Here is a 20,729-nt window from a genome sequence, read left to right as displayed (position 1 = left end):
ACCGCCGCTACTTCTTCTTCTTGTACTGGGCGCCGCGCTTCTCGCGCACCCGCACCGAGATGTGGATCGGGGTGCCCTCGAAGCCGAACTCCTCGCGCAGGCGGCGCTCGATGAAGCGCCGGTAGCCGTGCTCCAGGAAGCCGGAGGCGAAGAGGACGAACCGCGGCGGCTTGCTCCCCGCCTGGGTACCGAACAGGATGCGGGGCTGCTTGCCGCCGCGGATCGGGTGCGGGTGGGCGGCGACGACCTCACCGAGGAAGGCGTTGAGCCGGCCGGTGGGGACGCGCGTCTCCCAGCCCGCGAGGGCGGTCTCGATCGCCGGGACCAGCTTCTCCATGTGGCGGCCGGTGAGCGCCGAGACGTTCACCCGGGGGGCCCAGGAGACCTGCTGCATCTCGGTCTCGATCTCGCGCTCGAGGTAGTAGCGGCGCTCCTCGTCGAGCTCGTCCCACTTGTTGTAGGCGATGACGATCGCGCGGCCGGCCTCGACGGCCATGGTGATGATGCGCTGGTCCTGGACGCTGATGGTCTCGGTGGTGTCGATCAGGATGACCGCCACCTCCGCCTTCTCGACGGCCGCGGCGGTGCGCAGCGAGGCGTAGTAGTCGGCGCCCTGCTGGAGGTGGACCTTCTTGCGGATGCCGGCGGTGTCGACGAACTTCCAGGTGACGCCGCCGAGCTCGATCAGCTCGTCGACCGGGTCGCGGGTGGTGCCGGCGAGCTCGTTGACGACGACCCGGTTCTCCTTCGCGACCTTGTTCAGCAGCGAGGACTTGCCGACGTTCGGGCGGCCGATCAGCGCGATGCGGCGCGGGCCGCCGGGGGCCACGCCGCCGAAGGTCTGCTCGGGGGCCTCGGGCAGGACGTCGAGGACGGCGTCGAGCATGTCGCCGGTGCCGCGGCCGTGCAGCGAGGAGACCGGGTGCGGCATGCCGAGGCCCAGCGACCACAGCGAGGCCGCGTCGGACTCGCCGCTCTGGCCGTCGACCTTGTTGGCGCACAGGACGACGGGCTTCTTGGCCTTGCGGAGCAGCCTGACGACGGCCTCGTCGCTGTCGGTGGCGCCGACCTTGGCGTCCACGACGAAGACGACCGCGTCGGCGGTCTCGATGGCGTACTCGGCCTGGGCGGCGACGGCCGCGTCGATGCCGAGGACGTCCTGCTCCCAGCCGCCGGTGTCGACGACCTTGAAGCGCCGGCCGGCCCACTCGGCCTCGTAGGTGACGCGGTCGCGGGTGACACCGGGCTTGTCCTCGACGACCGCCTCGCGGCGACCGATGATGCGGTTCACCAGGGTCGACTTGCCGACGTTGGGGCGGCCCACGACGGCGAGGACGGGCAGCGGGCCGTGGCCCGCCTCCTCGATGGCTCCTTCGACGTCTTCGAGGTCGAAGCCCTCTTCCGCGGCGAGCTCCATGAACTCCGCGTACTCGGCATCGCCAAGTGCTCCGTGGTCGTGCTGGTCGTTCATGAAGTCCGTTCCTCGTCGTTCGTGGTGATCGGTGGTGCCCGCGCAGCGCGGTTCCACTACTGGGTTCAAGTCTCGCTCAGCGCCCGGTCAGGCGCTTGGCGTCGGCCAGGTGGGCGGTCAGCCGGTCCTGGATGCGTACGGTGGCCAGGTCCAGCGCGGTACGGGTGCGGCGGCCACTGCCGTCCCCGGCGTCGAAGGCCGAGCCGAAGACGACGTCGACCCGGCTCTTGAAGGGCGGCAGCCCCGGGATCAGCCTGCCTCGCCCTTCGGCGCTGCCGAGGACGGCGACGGGCACGATGGGCGCGCCGCTGCGGACGGCGAAGTACGCCAGTCCCGCGCGCAGCGAGGCGAAGTCGCCCTCGCCCCTGCTGCCCTCGGGGAATATCCCGAGGGCCCCGCCCTGGTCGAGCACGGCGAGGGCGCGGCCTATCGCCGCCCGGTCGGCGCCGGAGCGGTCGACCTTGACCTGCCCGATGCCGTCCAGGAAGGGGCCGAGCGGGCCCACGTACGCTTCCTTCTTGATCAGGAAGTGCAGGGGGCGGGGCGCGGTGCCCATCACCATGGGGCCGTCTATGTTGTGCGTGTGGTTCACGGCGAGGATGACGGGGCCCGAGACAGGCACCTTCCAGGCGCCCAGTACGCGCGGCTTCCACAGCCCGTACATGAGGCCGATGCCGATGCGCCTGCCGACCGCCGCACCCTTGAGGGAGGGCGTTTGGCTCACTTGCGGCCCGCCCGCTTCTCTTCCACGAGCGTCACGACGCACTCGATCACCTGGTCGAGCGTGAGCTCGGTGGTGTCCACCTCGACCGCGTCGCCGGCCTTGGCCAGCGGGGAGGTCTTGCGGCCGGAGTCCGCGGCGTCGCGCTTGATCAGCGCCGCCTTGGTGGCGGCCAGGTCGGCGGCCTCCTTGCCGCGGAGCTCTCCGCTGCGCCGGGCGGCGCGCGCCTCGGCGGAGGCCGTCAGGAAGACCTTGAGGTCGGCGTCGGGCAGGACGGTGGTGCCGATGTCCCGGCCCTCTACGACGATCCCGTCCGCTTCCCGGGCCGCCTCGGCGGCGATGGAGCGCTGCAGCTCGGTGATGAGCGTGCGCACCTCGGGGACCGCGCTGACGGCGCTGACCTTGGAGGTGACCTCCTGGGTGCGGATGGGACCGGCGGCGTCGAGGCCGTCCACCGTGATGGTGGGGGCGGCCGGGTCGGTGCCGGAGACGATGGAGGGCTTGCCGGCGGCGACCGCCACGGCCTGCGCGTCGTCGGTGTCGACCCCGTTGGAGATCATCCACCAGGTGATGGCCCGGTACTGGGCACCGGTGTCCAGGTAGCGCAGCCCGAGCTTGGCGGCCACGGCCTTGGAGGTGCTGGACTTGCCCGTGCCGGAGGGACCGTCGATGGCGACGATCACGGCGGACGGAGCTGCGGTTTCCACGGTGCGGGCACCTTCCTGGTTGCGCGTGCGTGTCAGGGCGCGGCAAAGCGCCCCCCTGCAAGGTTACCGGGCCGCCGGCACCCCCCGGCCCCGCCCGCGCTTTCCGGCCCCCGGACTACTGCTTGCGCAGGGCCCAGCCCCGTTCGCGCAGCTCTGCGGTCAGGCCCGGCACGGACCGCGGTTCCACCATGAGCTGGACGAGGCCGGCCTGCTGGCCCGTCGCGTGCTCGATCCGCACGTCCTCGATGTTGACGCCGGCGCGGCCGGCGTCGGCGAAGATCCGGGCCAGCTCGCCCGGCTGGTCGCTGATGAGCACGGCCACCGTCTCGTAGGCCGCGGGGGCCGCTCCGTGCTTGCCCGGGACCCGGACCCGGCCCGCGTTCCCGCGGCGCAGTACGTCCTCGATGCCCGCGGCGCCGCCGCGCCGCTTCTCCACGTCGGCGGACTGCAGGCTGCGCAGGGCGTCCACGGTCTCCTCCAAATCGGCCGCGATCCCGGCGAGGACGTCGGCGACGGGCCCCGGGTTGGCCGACAGGATCTCCACCCACATCCGCGGGTCGGAGGCGGCGATCCGGGTCACGTCCCGGATGCCCTGCCCGCACAGGCGTACGGCCGTCTCGTCGGCCTCCTCCAGGCGGGCCGCGACCATGCTGGAGACGAGCTGCGGGGTGTGCGAGACGAGCGCGACGGCCCGGTCGTGGGCGTCGGCGTCCATCACCACGGGGACCGCCCGGGAGAGGGCGACCAGCTCCAGCGCGAGGTTGAGGACCTCGTGGTCGGTGTCCCGGGTCGGGGTGAGCACCCACGGGCGGCCCTCGAAGAGGTCCGCGGTCGCGGCGAGCGGCCCGGACTGCTCCTTGCCCGCCATCGGGTGCGTGCCGATGTAGGCGGTGGCGTCCACGCCGAGCGCGGCGAGTTCCCGCCGCGGTCCGCCCTTGACGCTGGCCACGTCGACGTAGGCGCGCGCCGCGCCGCGCCCTATGAGGTCGGCCAGGGTCGCGGCCACGTGGGCCGGCGGTACGGCGACGATCGCGAGGTCGACCTGCTCCTGCGGGGGCTCGTCGGTGCCGGCCCCGAGGGCGGCCGCCGTACGGGCCCGGTCCGGGTCGTGGTCGGCGAGGTGCACGGTGATGCCGCGGGCGGTCAGGGCGAGCGCCGCGGAGGTGCCGATCAGTCCGGTTCCGATGACGACGGCGGTTCTCACGGGGCGCTCCACGGGTGCGTGACGACAGCTTCTGACTCAGGGTAGCCAGACGTGACGCCGCGAGGGCCCGGCTGCCCGCCCTGTGGGACGGCGGCCGGGCCCTCGCGGGGCGCAGTCGTCAGAACTTCTGCTGCCGGATGATGTCCTCCAGCGAACCGGAGGGGATCTCTCCGCCCGGTGTCAGCTTGTCGACGGCCTGCGGCAGGGACTGCGCGATCCGGTCCGCGGCCTCCTGGGGAGAGACTCCGGCCTGGGCCGCGACCTTCTGGAGGGTCTCGTCCGGCACGGCCTCGCTGATCTGCGCGCCGCTGACCGGCTTGTTCTCGCCCGTGCCGATCCAGGACTGCGCCTGGTCGGCCAGGCCGGACTTGGTCAGCATGTCCATGAGGCCGCCGAGGGGGTTGTTCGCGCCGCCGGCCGTCTGGCCGCCGGCGCCGGCGCCACCGCCCATGAGCGCGCCGAGCAGGGCGCCGAGGATGTCGCCTCCCCCGCCGCCGCTCCCGCTCTTGCCGCCGCCGAGGAGGCCGCCGAGAAGCGAGCCGAGGTCGTTACCTGCCATCGTCATGCCTTTCGCAGGAGGGCCGGGCCGCGCGGGCAGCGCCGTACCCGGCTTCGAGACACGGACAATGTCACCTAAAGGGGATGGCTCCGCCACCCGGCACCCGGGCCGGCCGCCGCTGCGGTAGAACGATCGGCATGATCTTCCACATCGTCCCGCTCGCCGACTGGACCGCCGCCCCCGAGCTGCCGTACGCCCCGCCCTCGCTGGACTCCGAGGGGTTCGTGCACTGTTCGGCGGACCCCGCGACGGTGCTCGGCATCGCCGAGACGCACTACCGGGCGCAGCCGGGGACCCTGCTGGCGGTCGAGCTGGACGAGGACGTCCTGACGGCGGAGGTCCGCCGGGAGGGTGATTCCGGTGGCCGTTTCCCACATGTTTTCGGCCCACTGAACCGGGACGCCGTGGTCCACGTGTGGGAGGTCGTACGCACACCTGGCACACCTGCCTCACTGGCATCGTGGCAGCCGGGCTCGTGAAACGGCGCGGCAGGCTTCACCTGAGGCCCGCCGCAGGCCAGGATGCTGCACGCCGATCCGGCCACAGAGCGAGGAGAGACTGATGAGCGACCCCACGCAAACCGCCCGGCGCACGGTACTGGTGATCGGAGCGGCCACCCTGGCGGGCGGCGCCCTGACCGCCTGCGGCAGCGGCGGTGACAGCGAGAACACCGGGTCCGGCGAACCGAACGGTGCCGCCAGCCCGCCGCCCGGCGACGCCCCGGCCGCCACCCCCTCGGCCGGCGGCGCGCCCGCGGGGAAGGCCATCGTCAAGGCGGCGGACGTGCCGGTGGGCGGCGGCAAGGTCCTCAAGGAGCAGAAGGTCGTCGTCACCCAGCCCACGAAGGGCTCCTTCCGCTGCTTCACCGCGGTCTGCCCCCACCAGGGCTGCCTGGTGACGAAGGTGGAGGACAACGCGATCAACTGCGCCTGCCACAACAGCGAGTTCAAGGCCACGGACGGTGCGGTGATCAAGGGACCGGCCACCAAGGGGCTGGCCGAGAAGAAGATCACGGTCGCCGCGGACGGCAACATCACGCTCGCGTAGCGGGCGCTCGCAGCCCTGCCGGCCTGCGGAAACAGCCCGGCAGGGCGGGTGCCCCCTGGCGTAGGCTCCCGGGATGGACGATCTGACGCTGGTCCGGGACCACACGGTCTACCGGTGCGTGATGGGCTCCCGGGCGTTCGGGCTGGCCACGGAGACCAGCGACACCGACCGGCGCGGTGTCTACCTCGCCCCGACACCGCTGTTCTGGCGGTTCGAGAAGCCCCCCACGCACGTGGAGGGCCCGCGGGACGAGGAGTTCTCCTGGGAGCTGGAGCGCTTCTGCGAACTCGCTCTGCGGGCCAATCCGAACATCCTGGAGTGCCTGCACTCCCCCCTGGTGGAACACGTCAGTCCGGTCGGTACGGAACTGCTCTCCCTGCGCGGCGCGTTCCTCTCCCGCCGGGCCCACACCAGCTTCGGCCGGTACGCGGCCTCCCAGCACGGCAAACTCGTCGCGGACGTCCGCATCCACGGCGCGCCGCGCTGGAAGCACGCCATGCACCTGCTGCGCCTGCTGCTGTCCTGCCGCGACCTGCTGCGCACCGGCCTGCTGAGCATCGACGCGGGCCCTGACCGCGACCGCCTGCTCGCCGTCCGCCGCGGGGAGCTCACCTGGGACGAGGTCGACGCCTGGATGACCCGCCTGCAGGAGGAGACGGAGAAGGCCCTGGCCGGCACCCCCCTGCCGGAGGAGCCGGACCGTGCCCGGGTGGAGGACTTCCTCGTCCGCACCCGGCGCGCGTCAGCCGCCTAGGCTCCGGCGCCGCCGTACGACGTACGCGTCCAGCGCCTCGTACGCCGAGCCGTGCGCGGGCAGCGCGGTGGCCGCCTGCGCGGCGTCCAGCACCGCGTGCAGCGCCTCGAAGTCCTCCCGTACCGAGGCGACGGGCGGGCCCTCGTAGCCTCCGTGCTCGGCGGCGACCTTGGCCTCGATCAGCCCGGCGAGGTACGGCGGCGCCTCCGGCACCTCGGCCAGCAGGGTCGGCAGGTGCGCCTGGACCTCGGCCGACCGCATCAGGTGGATGCCGGTGAGCAGCGCCCGGAAGGCGTAGAGGAGCGGCTTGAGTCCGGCGGCCTTGCCGAAGAGCCGCCACTGGGTGTTCGCGAACCCCCGGTAGTGGTGGGCGTGGTGGGAGGTCAGGACGCCGGGGGCCAGCGCGACCAGTTCCTCGTGCGCCGCCGTCGTGTGGACCACGAGCGGGGAGAGCAGCTGCTCCAGCACGTAGCCGTTGCGGTTGAGCATGAGCCGGACGAACTTGCGCAGGTCGTGCGTGACGAGGTCCATCTCCACGTCGTCGCGGTCCCACATGCGGGTGCGGGTCTCCTCGGGCTCGCGCAGGCCCAACAGGTCCTCCACCGGGAGCAGGTGCGCCCCGCGCAGGTCGATGTCGGAGTCCCGCGACGGGAAGCCGTACAGGTGTGCGCCCGAGACCGTGGCGAAGAGCAGCGGGTCGGGCTGCTCGGCCACGACGGGGGTCAGGTCGATGCTCAGGGCGTCCAGCATGGATCAGGCGTCCCAGAGGGTGCCGAAGGCCAGGAGTTCGTCCCGGTACTCGATGCGGCCCTCCCACTCGCGCGGCCAGACGTCCGCCCCGAGGTGGGCTCCGGCGAAGGCGCCGGCGAGGCAGGCGAGGGAGTCGGAGTCGCCCTTGGTACAGGCGGCGCGGCGCAGGGCCGTCAGGGGCTCGTCCGGGAAGAGCAGGAAGCACTGCAGGGCGGTGGCCAGGGCCTCCTCGGCGATCCAGCCGTCCCCGGTGGTCAGGCAGGGGTCGGTCTCCGGGGACGGCGACCGCAGGGCGGCCGCGAGCCGGTCCAGCACGGCCAGGCACTCGTCCCAGCCGCGCGCGATGAAGGACTCCGGGGTGGCGTCACTGGCGGTGCGCATCCACAGGTCGCCGAGCCAGCGCTCGTGGTAGCGGGTGCGGTTCTCCAGGGCGTACGAGCGCAGCCGTCCGACCAGGCCGGTGACCTCGGTGCCGGTGGCCAGCAGGTGCACCGCCTGCGCCGTCAGGTCGGAGGCGGCGAGTGCGGTGGGGTGGCCGTGGGTGAGGGCGGACTGGAGCTGGGCCGCGCCCGCCCGTTCCTCGTCGGTCCAGCCGGGCACCAGGCCGACGGGGGCCACCCGCATGTTCGCCCCGCAGCCCTTGGAGCCGGTCTGGCTGGCGTCGCGCCAGTCGCGCTGCGGGTCGTTCAGCAGGTCGCAGGCCCGCAGACAGGTGTTGCCGGGGGCCCGGTTGTTCTCGGGCGAGTGGTACCAGTCGACGAACTCCTCCCGGACCGGGCGGGTCAGGCGCAGCGGGCCTATGGGTCCGTGGTCCGTCGCGGTCCGGATGCCGCGCGCCAGGGCGAGGGTCATCTGGGTGTCGTCCGTGACGATCGCGGGGCGGGGCAGGCGCATCTCGCGCCAAGGGCCCGTCTTGGCGAGGATCGCGGGAACGTCGTTGAACTCGGTCGGGAAGCCCAGGGCGTCACCCAGGGCCAGGCCGACCAGCGCGCCGGTAGCGGCTCGCTTCGTCATCGGGTGGGTCCTTCCGGTCGGAGCAGCGGTGGATGGAGGGCGGTCGCCGGGCCGGCCCGGTAGAGGGCGGCCGGTTTGCCGCGGCCCCCGGTGAGCCGGGCGGCGCCCGGTACGGCCTCGACGAACCCGGGCGTCGTCAGGACCTTGCGGCGGAAGTTGGGGCGGTCGAGCACGGTGTCCCAGACCGTCTCGTACACGGCCAGGAGCTCCCCGAGGGTGAACTCGGGCGGGCAGAAGGCGGTGGCCAGGCAGGTGTACTCCAGCTTCGAGCGGATCCGCATCCGTGCGTCCGCCAGGATCACCGCATGGTCGAAGGCCAGGTCCGGGGCCTGTCCCAGGGGCAGCCAGCGGGCCTGCGCCGCGTCCCCGCCGCCGCCCGCGGCCGGCTCGGGCAGGTCCGGAACGAGGGCGGTGAAGGCCACCGAGACGATCCGCATCCGGGGGTCGCGGTCCGGCTCGCTGTAGGTGCGCAGCTGCTCCAGGTGCAGGGCCCCCACGACCGCCTCGGGCAGGCCGGTCTCCTCGGCCAGTTCGCGGCGGGCCGCGGCCTCGGCGGACTCCCTCGGCAGGACGAACCCGCCGGGCAGCGCCCAGGAGCCCGCGTACGGCTCCTGGCCGCGCCGGATCAGCAGCACGTGCAGGACACCGCCGCGCACGGTGAACACGGCGAGGTCGACGGTCACCGCGAACGGCTCGAAGGCGTACGGGTCATAACCCGGTTCCGGCGCCCCGCTCATCGGTTCTCCGGGAGGGGGGCGGCGAACCGCCAGCCTTCGGCGAGCAGTTCGTCCACGGCCGCCACGGCCGTGGCCAGCCGCTCCCGCCGGTCGCCGCGCACGGACAGGAAACGCCGTCCGGTCGCCTCCAGCTCCTCGCGGAACCGCCGGGTCATCCAGGGTCTGAGCTCGGGCCCGTCGCGCAGCCCGTCGTCCTCGAAGGGGACGTCGGCGTCCTCGGTCAGCAGGTACAGGTCCCGGTGGGTGAGGGCGGCGATCCGCTCGACCTCGGCGTGGCGGCCGCCCATGTACCGCTCGTGCCAGATGCCGGTGGCGAAGGAGTCGGTGTCGCAGACCAGCACCGGGGAGCCGACGCGTGCCGCACGGTCCTCGGCCTCGTCCTGCCGGCGGGCGATCACGGGGAACTCCTCCGAGGTGAAGGCGACGTCCGCCCACGTGGCGCCCGGGTCGGCGGCCCGTGCCGCGGCGAGCTTCTCCTCGCTGTAGCGGCGTCCGTACTCCTCGACCCAGCCGGTCGCCGCCCAGACGCCGCCGCGCGCCCGGAGTTGCGCGGCCAGGTCCCGGGACAGCGTGGTCGTCCCGGTGGACTCGGCCCCGAGCACGACGACACGGCGCGCGAGGCGGGCCCGTACGGCCGGGCCGAGGAAGTCCCAGCAGGCGGCGGGGTCGGCCCGTACGGCGGTCCCGGAGACCGGGAACAGGGTCCGGGCGGGGTCCACGCAGACCTCCTCGGCGCCGAACCTGCGGGCGAGCTCGGTCCCGTACTCCTCGGAGGTGAAGACGGCGTCGACGGGGCGGCCGACGGCGGCCCGGAAGATGGCCATGTGGGCCTCCCAGATCTCCGGGTCGTGCAGGTCGACGGGGATGTCGTCGACGGCTCCGACGACGTCCGCGTCCGGGTGGGCCTCGCGCATCCAGGCGACGCGGTCGGCGAGCGGCACCGATTCCACGGAGGCGGCGCAGACCAGGACGGTCAGCCGCTCGCAGTGGTCCTGGGCGGTGCGCACCAGGTGGTGGTGGCCGGCGTGCGGCGGGTAGAACTTGCCGAGCACCAGCCCGTGGCCGAAGCGCCTCATGCCGTCGCCTCCAGGGCCGTCCGGGCGCCGCGCCCGGTGAGCGTGCGCCGCCAGCCGATCAGGCCGGCGACGCACAGGGCGAGGAAGCCGACGTAGAGCAGGGCGGTGAGGTGCAGCCCCTTGTGGACGTACAGGGGGATGTAGACGAGGTCGGCGGCGATCCACAGCCACCAGGACTCGACGAGCTTGCGGCACTGGCCGTAGGTCGCCGCGAGGGAGAGCGCCGTCGTGACCGCGTCCCAGAAGGGGACGGTCGAGTCGGTGGCCCGGGCCAGGAGCAGGGTCAGGCCGAGGGTCCCCGCCGCCCCCGCCGCGGCCAGCCAGACCCATTCGGTGCGCGTGGTGCGGCGCACCGGTAGGGCTCCGGCGGTTCCTGGTCCACCCCCGTGGGTCCAGGACCACCAGCCGTACGCGGCGAGGGCGATGAAGACGATCTGGAGACCGGCGTCGGCGTAGAGGCCGGCCTGGGCGAAGAGCACGATGAAGAAGACGTTGTTGGCGATGCCGATCGGCCAGTTGGCGATGTGCTGACGGGCCACCAGCCACACGCACAGGGCGCCCGTGGCGAATCCGAGCACCTCGGTCCAGCTCAAGGTCCAGTTCATGCCCGGCCCCCACTTCCTTTAATAGTCACTGTGACTATAAACAGGGGTGCGGGGTCGGGGCAAGGGAAAAGCCCGCGGCGCCGTGGGCGCTGCGGGCTTCTCGTGGAGCTGGTCCTGCCGGGCGGTCCTACAGACCGACCTCGCGCATCAGCATGCCGACCTCGGTGTTGGTCAGGCGGCGCAGCCAGCCGGACTTCTGGTCGCCCAGCTCGATGGGGCCGAAGGAGGTCCGGACGAGCTTGTCGACGGGGAAGCCGGCCTCGGACAGCATGCGGCGGACGATGTGCTTGCGGCCCTCGTGGAGGGTCACCTCGACCATGTAGTTCTTGCCGACCTGGTCCAGCACACGGAAGTTGTCGGCGCGGGCCCAGCCGTCCTCGAGCTCGATGCCGTCCTTGAGCCGCTTGCCGATGTCGCGCGGCAGCGAGCCGGTGATCGCGGCGACGTAGGTCTTCTTCACGCCGTACTTCGGGTGCGTGAGGCGGTGGGCCAGCTCACCGTGGTTGGTGAGCAGGATGATGCCCTCGGTCTCGGTGTCCAGCCGGCCGACGTGGAACAGGCGCGTCTCGCGGTTGTTGACGTAGTCGCCCAGGCACTGGCGGCCGTCCGGGTCCTCCATGGTGGAGACGACACCGGCCGGCTTGTTCAGCGCGAAGAACAGGTACGACTGCGTGGCGACGGTCAGGCCGTCCACCTTGATCTCGTCCTTCGGCTGGACGCGCTTGCCCTGCTCGGTGACGATCTCGCCGTTGACCTCGACGCGGGCCTGCTCGATGAGCTCCTCACAGGCGCGGCGCGAGCCCATGCCGGCGCGGGCGAGGACCTTCTGCAGACGCTCGCCCTCCTGCTCGGCTCCCGGGAACGTCTTCGGCGTCTTGATCACGGGCTTGTCGGCGTACCGGTCGCGCACGCGCTCCTCGATGCGCGCGTCCAGCTCGCGCGGGCGGGACTGGCCGCTGCGGCTGCCAGGACCGCGGCGGGGGCCGCCGGCGCCGCCGATGCCGGGGGTCTTGGGCGTGCGGGGGCCGCCCTTGGCGCCGCCGCGCGCCGCGTCACCGCGGGCACCGCCGCGGCTGCGCTCGCCCTCGGGGCCCACGTCGTAGCGGCGCTCCTCGGGGCGGGGGTTGCGGGGACGCTGGGGAGCCTGGTCGCGGTCACGGTCGCGCGAGCCGCCCTGGCCGCCCTGGCCGCCGCGGTAGCCGCCGCTGCTGCCGGAGCCGCCGGAGCCGGAGCCGCCGCGGTAGCCGCCGCCGGAGCCGGAGCCGCCGCGGGAGCCGCCGCCACCGCTGCCCGAGCCGCCGCCGCGGTAGCCACCGCCGCCGCCGGAGCCGCCGCCACGTGCGCTACCGCGCCCGCCGCCGCCACCGCCGCCGCTGTTCCTGTTGCCACCGTTGCCGTTGCCGCTGCTTCGCATCAAAGTTCCGTCGTCTTGTCGTCTTCATCGGTGTCCGGTGCGTCCGGATCGAACGACGGCACACCTTCTTGCGTCTCGGCTTCGATCGCGTCCGCCTCGGGGAGGAAGGGCGCGAGCTCCGGGAGCTCGTCCAGGCCGCGCAGGCCCATCCGCTCCAGAAAGTAGTTCGTCGTCCTGTATAGGATCGCACCTGTTTCGGGTTCCGTCCCCGCCTCCTCCACCAGACCGCGCTGGAGGAGGGTCCGCATGACCCCGTCGCAGTTGACTCCGCGCACGGCGGAGACCCGCGACCGGCTCACCGGCTGGCGGTACGCGACGACCGCCAGGGTCTCCAGCGCCGCCTGGGTGAGCCGGGCCTGCTGGCCGTCCAGGACGAAGGCCTCGACGGCCGGGGCGTACTGCGCCCGGGTGTAGAACCGCCACCCGCCCGCGACGAGCCGCAGCTCGAAGCCCCTGCGCCCGGCCGTGTACTCGTCGGCGAGCTCCCGCAGCGCGTCCGCCACCTCGCGCGGGGTGCGCTCCAGCACCTTGGCCAGGTGCGCCTCGGTCGCGGGCTCGTCCACGACCATGAGGACGGCCTCCAGGGCCGGCTTCAGTTCCAGCGCTGCCACCGCGCCGGCGTCGCTGTTCAATCCTTCGCCTCCACGATCTGGTCGAACTCGTCGGTCACGGTCGGCATGCCGTCACCGTCCCCGCCGCTCCAGCGCACGGTGAGGGTCCGCAGGGCCTCCTCCTGGTCCAGGACGACCGCCTTCTCCCGGTAGAGCTCCAGGAGGGCCAGGAAGCGCGCCACGACGGTGAGGGTGTCCTCGGCGTCCTCGGTGAGCTCCTGGAAGGTGGCCTCGCCGCGCGCCTTGAGCATCCGCACCACGAGGCCTGCCTGCTCGCGCACGCTGACGAGGGGCGCGTGGATGTGGTCCACGTACACCTGGGGCTCGGCCTTGGGCTGCATGGCCTTGACGGCGAGCCGGGCGAACCCCTCCGCGCCGATGCTGATGACGACGTCGGGCAGCAGGTCGGCGTGGTGCGGCTCCAGCCCCACCGTGCGGGGGTAGCGCCGGCCCTCGCTCTCCGCCCGCCGCTCGAAGATCTCGGCGATCTGCTTGTACGCGCGGTACTGGAGCAGGCGCGCGAAGAGCAGGTCCCGGGCCTCCAGGAGGGCGAGGTCGGCCTCGTCCTCCACCTCGGCCACCGGCAGCAGCCGGGCGGCCTTCAGGTCGAGCAGAGTGGCCGCGACGACGAGGAACTCGGTGGTCTGGTCGAGGTCCCAGTCGGGCCCCATGGCCCGGATGTACGTCATGAACTCGTCGGTGACCTTGGACAGCGCGACCTCGGTGACGTCGAGCTTGTGCCGGGTGATCAGCTGGAGCAGCAGGTCGAAGGGCCCTTCGAAGTTGTCGAGCCGCAGCGTGAACCGCCCGTCGCCCCCGGCGGCGGCCCCGGTACCCCCGGTACCCCGCCCGGGGCCCGGTACCGCCGTGCCTCCCCCCGGCCCGGCCGGATCCCCGTTGTCGCCGGACGCGTCCGCAGGCCGTGCCGGGGCCGTGTCGGGGGCCTCGGCCGCCGCCGGGCCGGCCACCGGGCCCGGTACGGCAACCGGGGTCTCGGCGGCCGCTCCCGGCCCGCGCCCCAGGCTCCTGCGGGCCGGGCGGGCGGCGTCGTGATCGAGGGGCATGGCGGTCCAAGTGGGTACGGAAGAAGAGCAGGTCGGCCACAGGAAGCCTAGGCCCTGCCCGAACGATTGCCCGCCCGGCGCGGCCCCCCGAGCCACGCTGCGGGCCCGAGCGGGCCGGTTCCGTGCCGGCAGGGCGCCCTCGAAGGCGATTCGGCGGCGCCGGCGGCCCGGCGGACGTCAGGGTCGGAATCGCCGCACGGCCTCGGGCAGTGAGCCCGCGGAACGCACCGCAGGTGCCGCGGCGGCCCGGCGGACGTCGGGCCTGCATCGCCGCAATCGGCCGGGCAGGACGCCCCGGGAAACGCGCCGCAGATGACGGGTCGGGCCCGCCGCGAAGCCGAGAGGCCGCCGACGGCAGGTCGGCGGCCTCTCGGCGAACGTCGGGCGCGGCAGGTTCACTGCCGCCGCACTGCGCAGTGCGGCGGCGCAGGCGGTCGGCGCGGGCCCGGGAAGATCCGGAAGGGGCGGTCTAGCGGCCGCGGAGGCGGCGGACCAGGATGCTGGCGTCCCCGCGGGACTCCAGGTCGGCCAGGACGACCGCCACCGCCTCGCGGACGATGCGGCCGCGGTCGACGGCCAGGCCGTGCTCCCCGCGGAGCACCAGCCGCGCGTGTTCGAGGTCCATCAGTTCCTCGGCGGAGACGTAGACGGTGATCTTCTCGTCATGCCGCTCGCGGCCGCTGGGCCGCCGGTTCGCGCCGCGGCCCTGGCCCTTGCCCCGCCGGGTCGCCCCCGCCGGGGCGGAAGCCGCCCCGGCGGTCGGTCCGGCCTGGCTGACAGAACCTTCCTGCGGGCGCCGCGGCTGCCCCACCACGGGACCGCCCGTCTCCGTACCGGCCTCAGCCTCCCGGCTGCGGCCCTCTCCCGCCGTGCTCCCGGCCGGAACGGCCGAGTGTTCCGCGGCGGGTGCCTCCTCGGCCCCGCGGCGCGGCGAGGACGACTGGAGCGCCATCCCCCCGGTCGTACGGAACAGTTCGTCGGCGCCGGGCAGACTCACTCGGCGTGACACCGGGCGAGCACCTCCCTGGCCAGCTGGCGGTAGGCGGCGGCGCCGACGGAATTGGACGCGTACGTCGTGATCGGCTCACCGGCGACCGTGGTCTCCGGGAAGCGCACCGTCCGGCCGATGACCGTGTGGTAGACGTGGTCGTCGAAGGCCTCGACGACGCGCGCCAGCACCTCGCGGCTGTGCACCGTACGGGAGTCGTACATGGTGGCGAGGATGCCGTCGAGCTCCAGCTCGGGGTTGAGCCGCTCCTGCACCTTCTCGATGGTCTCGGTCAGCAGCGCCACGCCGCGCAGTGCGAAGAACTCGCACTCCAGCGGGACGATGACCTTGTGAGCCGCCGTCAGGGCGTTCACGGTCAGCAGACCGAGCGAGGGCTGACAGTCGATCACGATGTAGTCGTAGTCGGCCATCAGGGGCTTCAGGGCCCGCTGCAGGGTGGACTCGCGCGCGACCTCGCTGACCAACTGCACTTCCGCAGCGGACAGGTCGATGTTGCTCGGCAGCAGGTCCATGTTGGGGACAGCCGTCTTGAGCAGCACCTCGTCGGCCGACATGCCCCGCTCCATGAGCAGGTTGTAGACCGTCAGGTCGAGTTCCATCGGGTTCACGCCGAGACCCACGGACAGCGCGCCCTGCGGATCGAAGTCGACGAGCAGCACGCGGCGCCCGTACTCGGCGAGAGCGGCACCCAGGTTGATGGTCGACGTGGTCTTGCCCACGCCGCCCTTCTGGTTGCACATCGCGATGATCTTCGCCGGACCGTGGTCGGTCAGCGGACCCGGGATCGGGAAGTACGGGAGCGGGCGTCCGGTCGGGCCGATCCGCTCACGGCGCTGGCGGGCAGCGTCGGGGGCGAGGGTGGCCGCGTACTCGGGGTCCGGTTCGTACTCCGCGTCGGGGTCGTAGAAGTGCCCCTCGGGCACATTGTCGTAGTCGGCGAATCCCGTGGGCGTATCGCCGCTCAGGTCGCCGGCCCTGGAGTTCACGTCTAGGCCGTCCATGCTCTTTTGGGGCGTCGTCATGTGCTGGTGGTTTGCGAAGGTGCGTACTGCGACGGAGCCGACAGCTTCGAGCCCGGCAGGACTCTGGCCCCGCTCAGGGACGCCTGCTCCACCACCCCCAGGAGTAAATGTCGACTCATTCACAAGTCGTCTTACCTCCTCGGACGTGACCAGGACACTTATCGATAGGTCAGCGTGGCACCATGCCGACGGTTGGCGACTCTATGGCGTGTCACCACTCAGCGGCAACACAATCCGCCGGACCCGGCACGATGTGTCGGCAACCGAACACCACTCTGTCAAGGGCGTCCGAGCTGTCGCTGCGAAGTTTCGCGGGTGCGCGAAAGGGTTAAAGGGTTACGTTCGAGGCGAGTTGAGCGGGATCTCGGGGTGGTCTGCAAACGCCTCCGGCCGGACCTTGCGGGCAAGGTCCGGCCGGATACGTGAGATTGACGTCAGTCGTTGACGGGTCAGCCGAGCAGCGTGCTGAGCTCGAGGGTCTCGAGGCCGTGGGCCTCGGCGACCGGACCGTAAACGACCTGGCCGTCATGGGTGTTGAGGCCCAGTCCGAGCGCGGGGTCACGGCGCAGCGCCTCGACCCAGCCGAGGTTCGCGAGCTGCACGATGTAGGGCAGCGTGGCGTTGGTCAGCGCGTAGGTGGAGGTGTTCGGCACCGCGCCCGGCATGTTGGCGACGCAGTAGAAGACCGAGTTGTGGACCTGGAAGGTCGGCTCGGCGTGGGTGGTCGGACGGGAGTCCTCGAAGCAGCCGCCCTGGTCGATCGCGATGTCGACAAGTACACTTCCGGGCTTCATCTTGGCGACGAGCTCGTTGGTGACCAGCTTCGGCGCCTTCGCACCCGGGATGAGGACGGCGCCGATGACGAGGTCCGCCTCGACGACCGCCTTCTCCAGCTCGTAGGCGTTGGAGACGATCGTCTTGATCTTCGTGCCGAAGATCTTGTCGGCCTCGCGGAGCTTGTTGATGTCGCGGTCGAGCAGGGTCACGTGGAAGCCCATGCCGATGGCGATCTGCGCGGCGTTCCAGCCGGAGACGCCGCCGCCGATGACGACGCACTCGCCGGCGTGGGTGCCGGGGACGCCGCCCGGGAGGACGCCGCGGCCGCCGGCCGAGCGCATCAGGTGGTAGGCGCCGACCTGCGGGGCCAGGCGGCCCGCGACCTCGGACATCGGGGCGAGCAGCGGGAGCGCGCGGTTGGCGAGCTCGACCGTCTCGTACGCGATGGCGGTGGTGCCGGACTCCAGCAGCGCGTCCGTGCACTCGCGGGAGGCCGCCAGGTGCAGGTAGGTGAAGAGCGTCTGGTCCTTGCGGAGGCGGTGGTACTCCTCCGCGATCGGCTCCTTGACCTTCAGCAGCAGGTCGGCGGTGGCCCAGACCTCGTCGGCGGTGCCGAGGATCTCCGCGCCGGCCGCGACGTACTCGGCGTCCGTGATCGAGGAGCCGACGCCGGCGTTCTGCTCGATGAAGACCTGGTGGCCGTTGCGGACCAGCTCATGCACGCCGGCAGGCGTGATGGCGACCCGGAACTCGTTGTTCTTGACCTCGCGGGGGATGCCGACCTTCATCGTCGATCACGGTCCTTGACTCAGGGGGAAATAACGGGGCACTTCCATACATACCCGCCCACAAGAGTGCGCAACGGGATGCACCACGAGATGGCGTGGTGAACCCAGTTTAATGAAGGATGAGTCGCTGTCTAGCCTTGCAAACGAATAATCTCAGTCGGATCCACTGCGGATTTCGCAGGCTGCGGGGTCGTCTCCCAGCAATCTGTCTGCTGCGGAGCGGTGCAGCCTCGCGGCCGCGGGGTCCCCCAGCCGGTCCAGCGTGTCGGCCAGCCGGACCTGGAGCGCGGCCTGAAGCCGCTGGTCGCCGGCCCTGCGCGCCAGCTCCACCGCCTCGCGGCAGGTGTGCAGGGATTCCTCGGGCCGGCCGGCGTACTCCTGGATCCGCGCCATCTCGCTCAACGCCTTGGCCTGGCCCGGGACATCGGCCAGTTTCCGGTAGCCCGCGGCGGCGGCCCGCCAGCTGCGCAGCGCGTCCCCGTACCGGCCCGCGTACGTGTGGACGTTGCCGAGCCGTCCGTACAGCCGGGCCTCGTCCGCGCGCTCCCCGCGGGAGAGGGCCTGGGCGAGCGCCCGGCCGAACCAGTCGGAGGCCCGGTGCCAGTCGGCCAGCTCCTGGTAGGCCCCGCCTACGGATTCCATCGCGCGGCCCGTCGCGTACGGGTCGTTCGCGGCCCGTCCGGCGTCCAGGGCGGCCCGGTAGCGCTCGAGGGCCTCATGGGTGCGGCCGGTCTCCGCGTCCAGGTCGGCCAGGTTCAGCAGGGCAGCGGCCTGCTCCCGGTGCAGGCCGCGGCGCTCGGCCACGTCCAGGACCAGGCGGTGCAGCCCGTACAGCTCGGGGGCGGCCTCCGCGGTGCCCCGGTGGTCCGCGAGGGCCCGTACGAGGGCCGCGACCAGCCGGCGGGCCAGGGTGTCCAGCTCGCCGTCGGCCACCGCCAGGGAGGCGGCCGCGGTGAGCGCCGGGAGCCGGGTGTCCAGCCAGACGGCGGCGGCCCGCCGGTCGGGGAACCGCAGGGCGCGCGGGAGGCCGTCCAGCACCTCCTGGAGCTCGGCGTCGGGTTCGTCGCCCTCGGCGGCCGCCATGGCCCGGCAGGAGTGCAGCAGCCGGACGGTCCGCTCCAGCATGCGGGCACGGGCCAGCTGGACCTCGGCGGGCCGCTCCTTGGCCTCCAGGAGCGCCTGGAGCATCGGCGCGAGGGAGCCGGGCAGCAGGAAGAGGCCGTCGTGGGCGTGCCGGACGAGTCCCAGGTCGGCGAAGTCGTCCAGCGTGGACTGGGCGGCGGCCACGGAGCAGCCGGCCAGGGCGGAGGCGGTGTGCGAGTCGACGAGGCCGGCGGGGGCGAGCGGCAGCAGGCGCAGGGTCCGCTGGGCGGGCTGCGGCAGGGAGTCGTAGACGAGCCGGAAGGCGCGGCCGAGCGGCCCACCGGTGCCGCCGGCGCCGCCGGGCATGTCGTGGAGCTGCTTGGCCACGTCGGCGACGGCGGCCTTGGGGCGGGCGGCCAGCCAGCCGCCGACGAGTTCGAGGGCGGCGGGCTGGCCCCCGCACGCCTCGGTGAGGGACTCGGCGGCCCGCGGGTCGGTGGTGACGCGGGTGTCGCCGATGCGGCGGGCGAGCATCGCGACGGCGGAGACGGTGTCCAGGCCGCCCAGGGTGCAGGGGCGCACGTCGGGGATGCCCGTGAGCGGGCCCTCGGCGGTGACCACGACGAGGCAGTCGGGGGTGTCCGGGAGCAGGGCGTCGACCTGGTGCGGATCGGCGGCGTCGTCGATCAGGATGATCGCCCGCCGCTCCTGGAGCGCGGTGCGCAGCACGGAGCTGAGCTCGTCCTCGCCGGCGCCGGGCGGAGTGCGCTGTCCCAGTTCCGCCAGCAGGCCGCGCAGGGCGCGCTCGGTCGCGACGGTCTCCCCGCCGGGGGCGGTGAGCCTGGTCCGCAGCACGCCGTCGGGGTACTGGTCGGCGACCTCGCGGACGAACGTCTCCGCGAGGGTGGTCCGGCCGGATCCGGGGCGCCCGGCAACGAGCAGCACCCGCGCCCGGGGAGCCTTGGCCTTGCGGCCGGAGAGGGTGTCGAGCCCGGTCCGCGCGATGTCCTCGCGCAGCTCCTTGAGCTCACGCCGCCGCCCGACGAAATCCGTCACGGATCCGCTCCTCTCCCTGCCTTCGGATGGCGAGCGTAGTTCACGCAGAGCGACGGCCCGTGTGGAGCGCGGCGGGTAAATCCCCCAATCGGATCAGCGGATGTTCGGCTTTTCCCTCGCGCAGGCGGCTCTCCTGCCAGGGGCACGGGCGGCTCCTCCCCGCCCACGGCGCGGGCGGGCTCCCCCTGCCTGGTACGCGCGGGCTCCCCCCGCCTGGCGGCCCGGGCGGTCTCGCCTGCCTGCGCCCCGGGTGGCTTCCGCTGCCTGCGACGCGGCGGGCTCACCGGCCTGGGGCGCGGGTGACTTCCCTGCCTCCGGCGGTGGGTTGGCTTCCGCCACCTGCGGTACCAGCGGTTCCCCCTGCCGGCGGCACGGGGCCCCTGCCTGGGGTGCGGGTGGCTTCCCCGGCCTGCGGTGCCGGCGGTTTCCGCTGCCGGCGGCGCGGCGGCTCCCCTGCCGGCGGCATGGGCGGTCCTCTCACCGCCTGGGCGCCCGTGCGGCCGCCGCCCCGCGACGCAGAGCGGGGTCCGGCCCCGGACCCCGCGCCTCGATCGCCGCCGGGGGCTCGACGCGGGCGCAGGCCGGGTTCCCCGGTTACGCCTCGTACGGCCGGGCCGGCCACGGGGCGAGGGCCGGGCGGAGGGCGTCGACGCCGCCCTCGCAGGCCAGTGCGGCGGACAGCGCGAGCGCCCCGGTCACCAGACCGGGGTTGCCGAGCTCGCCCGCCAGGATGCCCCGTACCAGCTCCGCCAGCGGGACCCAGGTCACCTCCATGTCCGCCTCCTCCGAGCCGGACTCGGAGTAGCGCTCGCCGTCCGCCTCGGAGACGCCCCGCGCCAGGAAGACCCGGACCGCCTCGTCCGACCCGCCCGGTGAGGCGTAGAAGTCGACCAGCACCCGCCAGTCCTCCGCCTTGACGTGCGCCTCCTCGTAGAGCTCGCGCTGCGCGCCGAGCAGCGGGTTCTCCCCGGGGACGTCCAGCAGTCCGGCCGGCAGCTCCCACAGCCGGCGCCGCACCGGGTGCCGGTACTGGCTCAGGACGAGCACCCTCCCCTCCTCGTCCAGCGCGAGCACGCACACCGAGCCGGGGTGCACCTGGTAGTCGCGGCGGGCGGTGGAGCCGTCCGGCATCCGGACCTCGTCGGAGTCCACCGCCGTCTTCGCGCCCTGGAACGGCCGCCGGGTCGACAGGGTCTCCCAGGTTTCCGACGTGTCCTTGATGTTCATGCCCCGAAGCCCTCCACAACGCGCGACAGCCGG

The 20,729-nt window shown here is 73.1% G+C and carries 21 protein-coding genes; 3 read left to right on the top strand and 18 right to left on the bottom strand.

Annotated elements, in window-relative coordinates:
* Window positions 1-7: 7 nt before the first annotated feature.
* From der to E6U81_RS30650, 5 genes are all read right to left on the bottom strand, one after another.
* Window positions 8-1,471 carry a ribosome biogenesis GTPase Der gene (gene der / locus E6U81_RS30670; RefSeq protein WP_031154075.1) on the bottom strand — a complete coding sequence of 488 codons (1,464 nt, stop codon included), beginning with the start codon at window positions 1,469-1,471 and terminating at the stop codon, window positions 8-10.
* A 76-nt stretch (window positions 1,472-1,547) separates the two neighbouring features.
* Window positions 1,548-2,135 carry a lysophospholipid acyltransferase family protein gene (locus tag E6U81_RS30665; protein ID WP_136233321.1) on the bottom strand — a complete coding sequence of 196 codons (588 nt, stop codon included), beginning with the start codon at window positions 2,133-2,135 and terminating at the stop codon, window positions 1,548-1,550.
* 56 nt (window positions 2,136-2,191) lie between these two features.
* Entirely contained in the window at window positions 2,192-2,899 is a 708-nt protein-coding gene (cmk, locus tag E6U81_RS30660) for a (d)CMP kinase (RefSeq protein WP_136233287.1), read from the bottom strand.
* A gap of 115 nt (window positions 2,900-3,014) precedes the next feature.
* Window positions 3,015-4,103 carry a prephenate dehydrogenase gene (locus E6U81_RS30655; protein WP_136233286.1) on the bottom strand — a complete coding sequence of 363 codons (1,089 nt, stop codon included), beginning with the start codon at window positions 4,101-4,103 and terminating at the stop codon, window positions 3,015-3,017.
* Between the two features lie 118 nt (window positions 4,104-4,221).
* Window positions 4,222-4,662 (bottom strand): YidB family protein, encoded by a 441-nt coding sequence (locus E6U81_RS30650; protein WP_136233285.1) that lies wholly within the window; start codon window positions 4,660-4,662, stop codon window positions 4,222-4,224.
* 137 nt (window positions 4,663-4,799) lie between these two features.
* Here E6U81_RS30650 and E6U81_RS30645 point away from each other — a divergent pair, with 137 nt between their 5' ends.
* From E6U81_RS30645 to E6U81_RS30635, 3 genes are all read left to right on the top strand, one after another.
* Entirely contained in the window at window positions 4,800-5,141 is a 342-nt protein-coding gene (locus E6U81_RS30645) for a DUF952 domain-containing protein (protein WP_136233284.1), read from the top strand.
* Between the two features lie 82 nt (window positions 5,142-5,223).
* Window positions 5,224-5,709 (top strand): Rieske (2Fe-2S) protein, encoded by a 486-nt coding sequence (locus E6U81_RS30640; RefSeq protein ID WP_136233283.1) that lies wholly within the window; start codon window positions 5,224-5,226, stop codon window positions 5,707-5,709.
* A 73-nt stretch (window positions 5,710-5,782) separates the two neighbouring features.
* Window positions 5,783-6,463 (top strand): nucleotidyltransferase domain-containing protein, encoded by a 681-nt coding sequence (locus E6U81_RS30635; protein ID WP_136233282.1) that lies wholly within the window; start codon window positions 5,783-5,785, stop codon window positions 6,461-6,463.
* Here the strand turns inward: E6U81_RS30635 and E6U81_RS30630 are convergent.
* From E6U81_RS30630 to E6U81_RS30570, 13 genes are all read right to left on the bottom strand, one after another.
* Window positions 6,452-7,213 carry a nucleotidyltransferase domain-containing protein gene (locus tag E6U81_RS30630; protein ID WP_136233281.1) on the bottom strand — a complete coding sequence of 254 codons (762 nt, stop codon included), beginning with the start codon at window positions 7,211-7,213 and terminating at the stop codon, window positions 6,452-6,454. The genes E6U81_RS30635 and E6U81_RS30630 overlap by 12 nt on opposite strands.
* 3 nt (window positions 7,214-7,216) lie before the next feature.
* Window positions 7,217-8,227, bottom strand: coding sequence for an ADP-ribosylglycohydrolase family protein (locus E6U81_RS30625; protein WP_136233280.1), 1,011 nt, complete (start codon window positions 8,225-8,227; stop codon window positions 7,217-7,219).
* Window positions 8,224-8,964, bottom strand: a complete 741-nt coding sequence (locus E6U81_RS30620) for an NUDIX domain-containing protein (protein WP_136233279.1) — start codon at window positions 8,962-8,964, stop codon at window positions 8,224-8,226. The genes E6U81_RS30625 and E6U81_RS30620 overlap by 4 nt, the downstream gene beginning before the upstream one ends.
* Window positions 8,961-10,040, bottom strand: coding sequence for an AAA family ATPase (locus E6U81_RS30615; protein WP_136233278.1), 1,080 nt, complete (start codon window positions 10,038-10,040; stop codon window positions 8,961-8,963). The genes E6U81_RS30620 and E6U81_RS30615 overlap by 4 nt, the downstream gene beginning before the upstream one ends.
* A complete protein-coding gene (gene pnuC, locus E6U81_RS30610) occupies window positions 10,037-10,645 on the bottom strand; it encodes a nicotinamide riboside transporter PnuC (RefSeq protein ID WP_136233277.1) in 609 nt (202 codons plus the stop codon). Before pnuC ends, E6U81_RS30615 begins: the two co-directional genes overlap by 4 nt.
* Window positions 10,646-10,772: 127 nt before the next feature.
* Entirely contained in the window at window positions 10,773-12,059 is a 1,287-nt protein-coding gene (locus tag E6U81_RS30605; RefSeq protein WP_136233276.1) for a pseudouridine synthase, read from the bottom strand.
* The gene (gene scpB / locus E6U81_RS30600) at window positions 12,059-12,691 is read right to left on the bottom strand and encodes an SMC-Scp complex subunit ScpB (protein ID WP_136233275.1); all 633 of its coding nucleotides are present in this window, start codon (window positions 12,689-12,691) and stop codon (window positions 12,059-12,061) included. Before scpB ends, E6U81_RS30605 begins: the two co-directional genes overlap by 1 nt.
* A complete protein-coding gene (locus E6U81_RS30595) occupies window positions 12,688-13,734 on the bottom strand; it encodes a segregation/condensation protein A (protein WP_136233274.1) in 1,047 nt (348 codons plus the stop codon). The genes scpB and E6U81_RS30595 overlap by 4 nt, the downstream gene beginning before the upstream one ends.
* A gap of 469 nt (window positions 13,735-14,203) precedes the next feature.
* A complete protein-coding gene (locus E6U81_RS30590) occupies window positions 14,204-14,743 on the bottom strand; it encodes a hypothetical protein (protein WP_136233273.1) in 540 nt (179 codons plus the stop codon).
* A complete protein-coding gene (locus E6U81_RS30585) occupies window positions 14,728-15,765 on the bottom strand; it encodes a ParA family protein (RefSeq protein ID WP_225884681.1) in 1,038 nt (345 codons plus the stop codon). The genes E6U81_RS30590 and E6U81_RS30585 overlap by 16 nt, the downstream gene beginning before the upstream one ends.
* A gap of 449 nt (window positions 15,766-16,214) precedes the next feature.
* On the bottom strand, window positions 16,215-17,330 hold the full coding sequence (gene ald, locus E6U81_RS30580; RefSeq protein WP_136233272.1) for an alanine dehydrogenase: 1,116 nt from the start codon (window positions 17,328-17,330) through the stop codon (window positions 16,215-16,217).
* A gap of 153 nt (window positions 17,331-17,483) precedes the next feature.
* Complete coding sequence (locus E6U81_RS30575) at window positions 17,484-19,517, bottom strand: tetratricopeptide repeat protein (RefSeq protein ID WP_136233271.1); 2,034 nt, start codon at window positions 19,515-19,517, stop codon at window positions 17,484-17,486.
* A 546-nt stretch (window positions 19,518-20,063) separates the two neighbouring features.
* Window positions 20,064-20,696 (bottom strand): NUDIX hydrolase, encoded by a 633-nt coding sequence (locus tag E6U81_RS30570; RefSeq protein WP_136233270.1) that lies wholly within the window; start codon window positions 20,694-20,696, stop codon window positions 20,064-20,066.
* Window positions 20,697-20,729: the final 33 nt, after the last annotated feature.

The organism is Streptomyces sp. A0592, assembly GCF_004795115.1.
Classification (GTDB): domain Bacteria; phylum Actinomycetota; class Actinomycetes; order Streptomycetales; family Streptomycetaceae; genus Streptomyces; species Streptomyces erythrochromogenes.
Note: the sequence above shows the minus strand (reverse complement) of the source record. Positions and strands in the feature narration are given on the sequence as shown.

Coding starts and splice junctions, on each gene's coding strand:
- pnuC (WP_136233277.1), bottom strand. CDS start 10,645: ATGAACTGGACCTTGAGCTGGACCGAGGTGCTCGGATTCGCCACGGGC.
- E6U81_RS30585 (WP_225884681.1), bottom strand. CDS start 15,765: ATGACGACGCCCCAAAAGAGCATGGACGGCCTAGACGTGAACTCCAGG.
- E6U81_RS30635 (WP_136233282.1), top strand. CDS start 5,783: ATGGACGATCTGACGCTGGTCCGGGACCACACGGTCTACCGGTGCGTG.
- ald (WP_136233272.1), bottom strand. CDS start 17,330: ATGAAGGTCGGCATCCCCCGCGAGGTCAAGAACAACGAGTTCCGGGTC.
- E6U81_RS30615 (WP_136233278.1), bottom strand. CDS start 10,040: ATGAGGCGCTTCGGCCACGGGCTGGTGCTCGGCAAGTTCTACCCGCCG.
- E6U81_RS30650 (WP_136233285.1), bottom strand. CDS start 4,662: ATGGCAGGTAACGACCTCGGCTCGCTTCTCGGCGGCCTCCTCGGCGGC.
- E6U81_RS30625 (WP_136233280.1), bottom strand. CDS start 8,227: ATGACGAAGCGAGCCGCTACCGGCGCGCTGGTCGGCCTGGCCCTGGGT.
- E6U81_RS30570 (WP_136233270.1), bottom strand. CDS start 20,696: ATGAACATCAAGGACACGTCGGAAACCTGGGAGACCCTGTCGACCCGG.
- E6U81_RS30665 (WP_136233321.1), bottom strand. CDS start 2,135: ATGTACGGGCTGTGGAAGCCGCGCGTACTGGGCGCCTGGAAGGTGCCT.
- E6U81_RS30645 (WP_136233284.1), top strand. CDS start 4,800: ATGATCTTCCACATCGTCCCGCTCGCCGACTGGACCGCCGCCCCCGAG.
- E6U81_RS30595 (WP_136233274.1), bottom strand. CDS start 13,734: ATGCCCCTCGATCACGACGCCGCCCGCCCGGCCCGCAGGAGCCTGGGG.
- E6U81_RS30605 (WP_136233276.1), bottom strand. CDS start 12,059: ATGCGAAGCAGCGGCAACGGCAACGGTGGCAACAGGAACAGCGGCGGC.
- der (WP_031154075.1), bottom strand. CDS start 1,471: ATGAACGACCAGCACGACCACGGAGCACTTGGCGATGCCGAGTACGCG.
- E6U81_RS30630 (WP_136233281.1), bottom strand. CDS start 7,213: ATGCTGGACGCCCTGAGCATCGACCTGACCCCCGTCGTGGCCGAGCAG.
- E6U81_RS30640 (WP_136233283.1), top strand. CDS start 5,224: ATGAGCGACCCCACGCAAACCGCCCGGCGCACGGTACTGGTGATCGGA.
- E6U81_RS30620 (WP_136233279.1), bottom strand. CDS start 8,964: ATGAGCGGGGCGCCGGAACCGGGTTATGACCCGTACGCCTTCGAGCCG.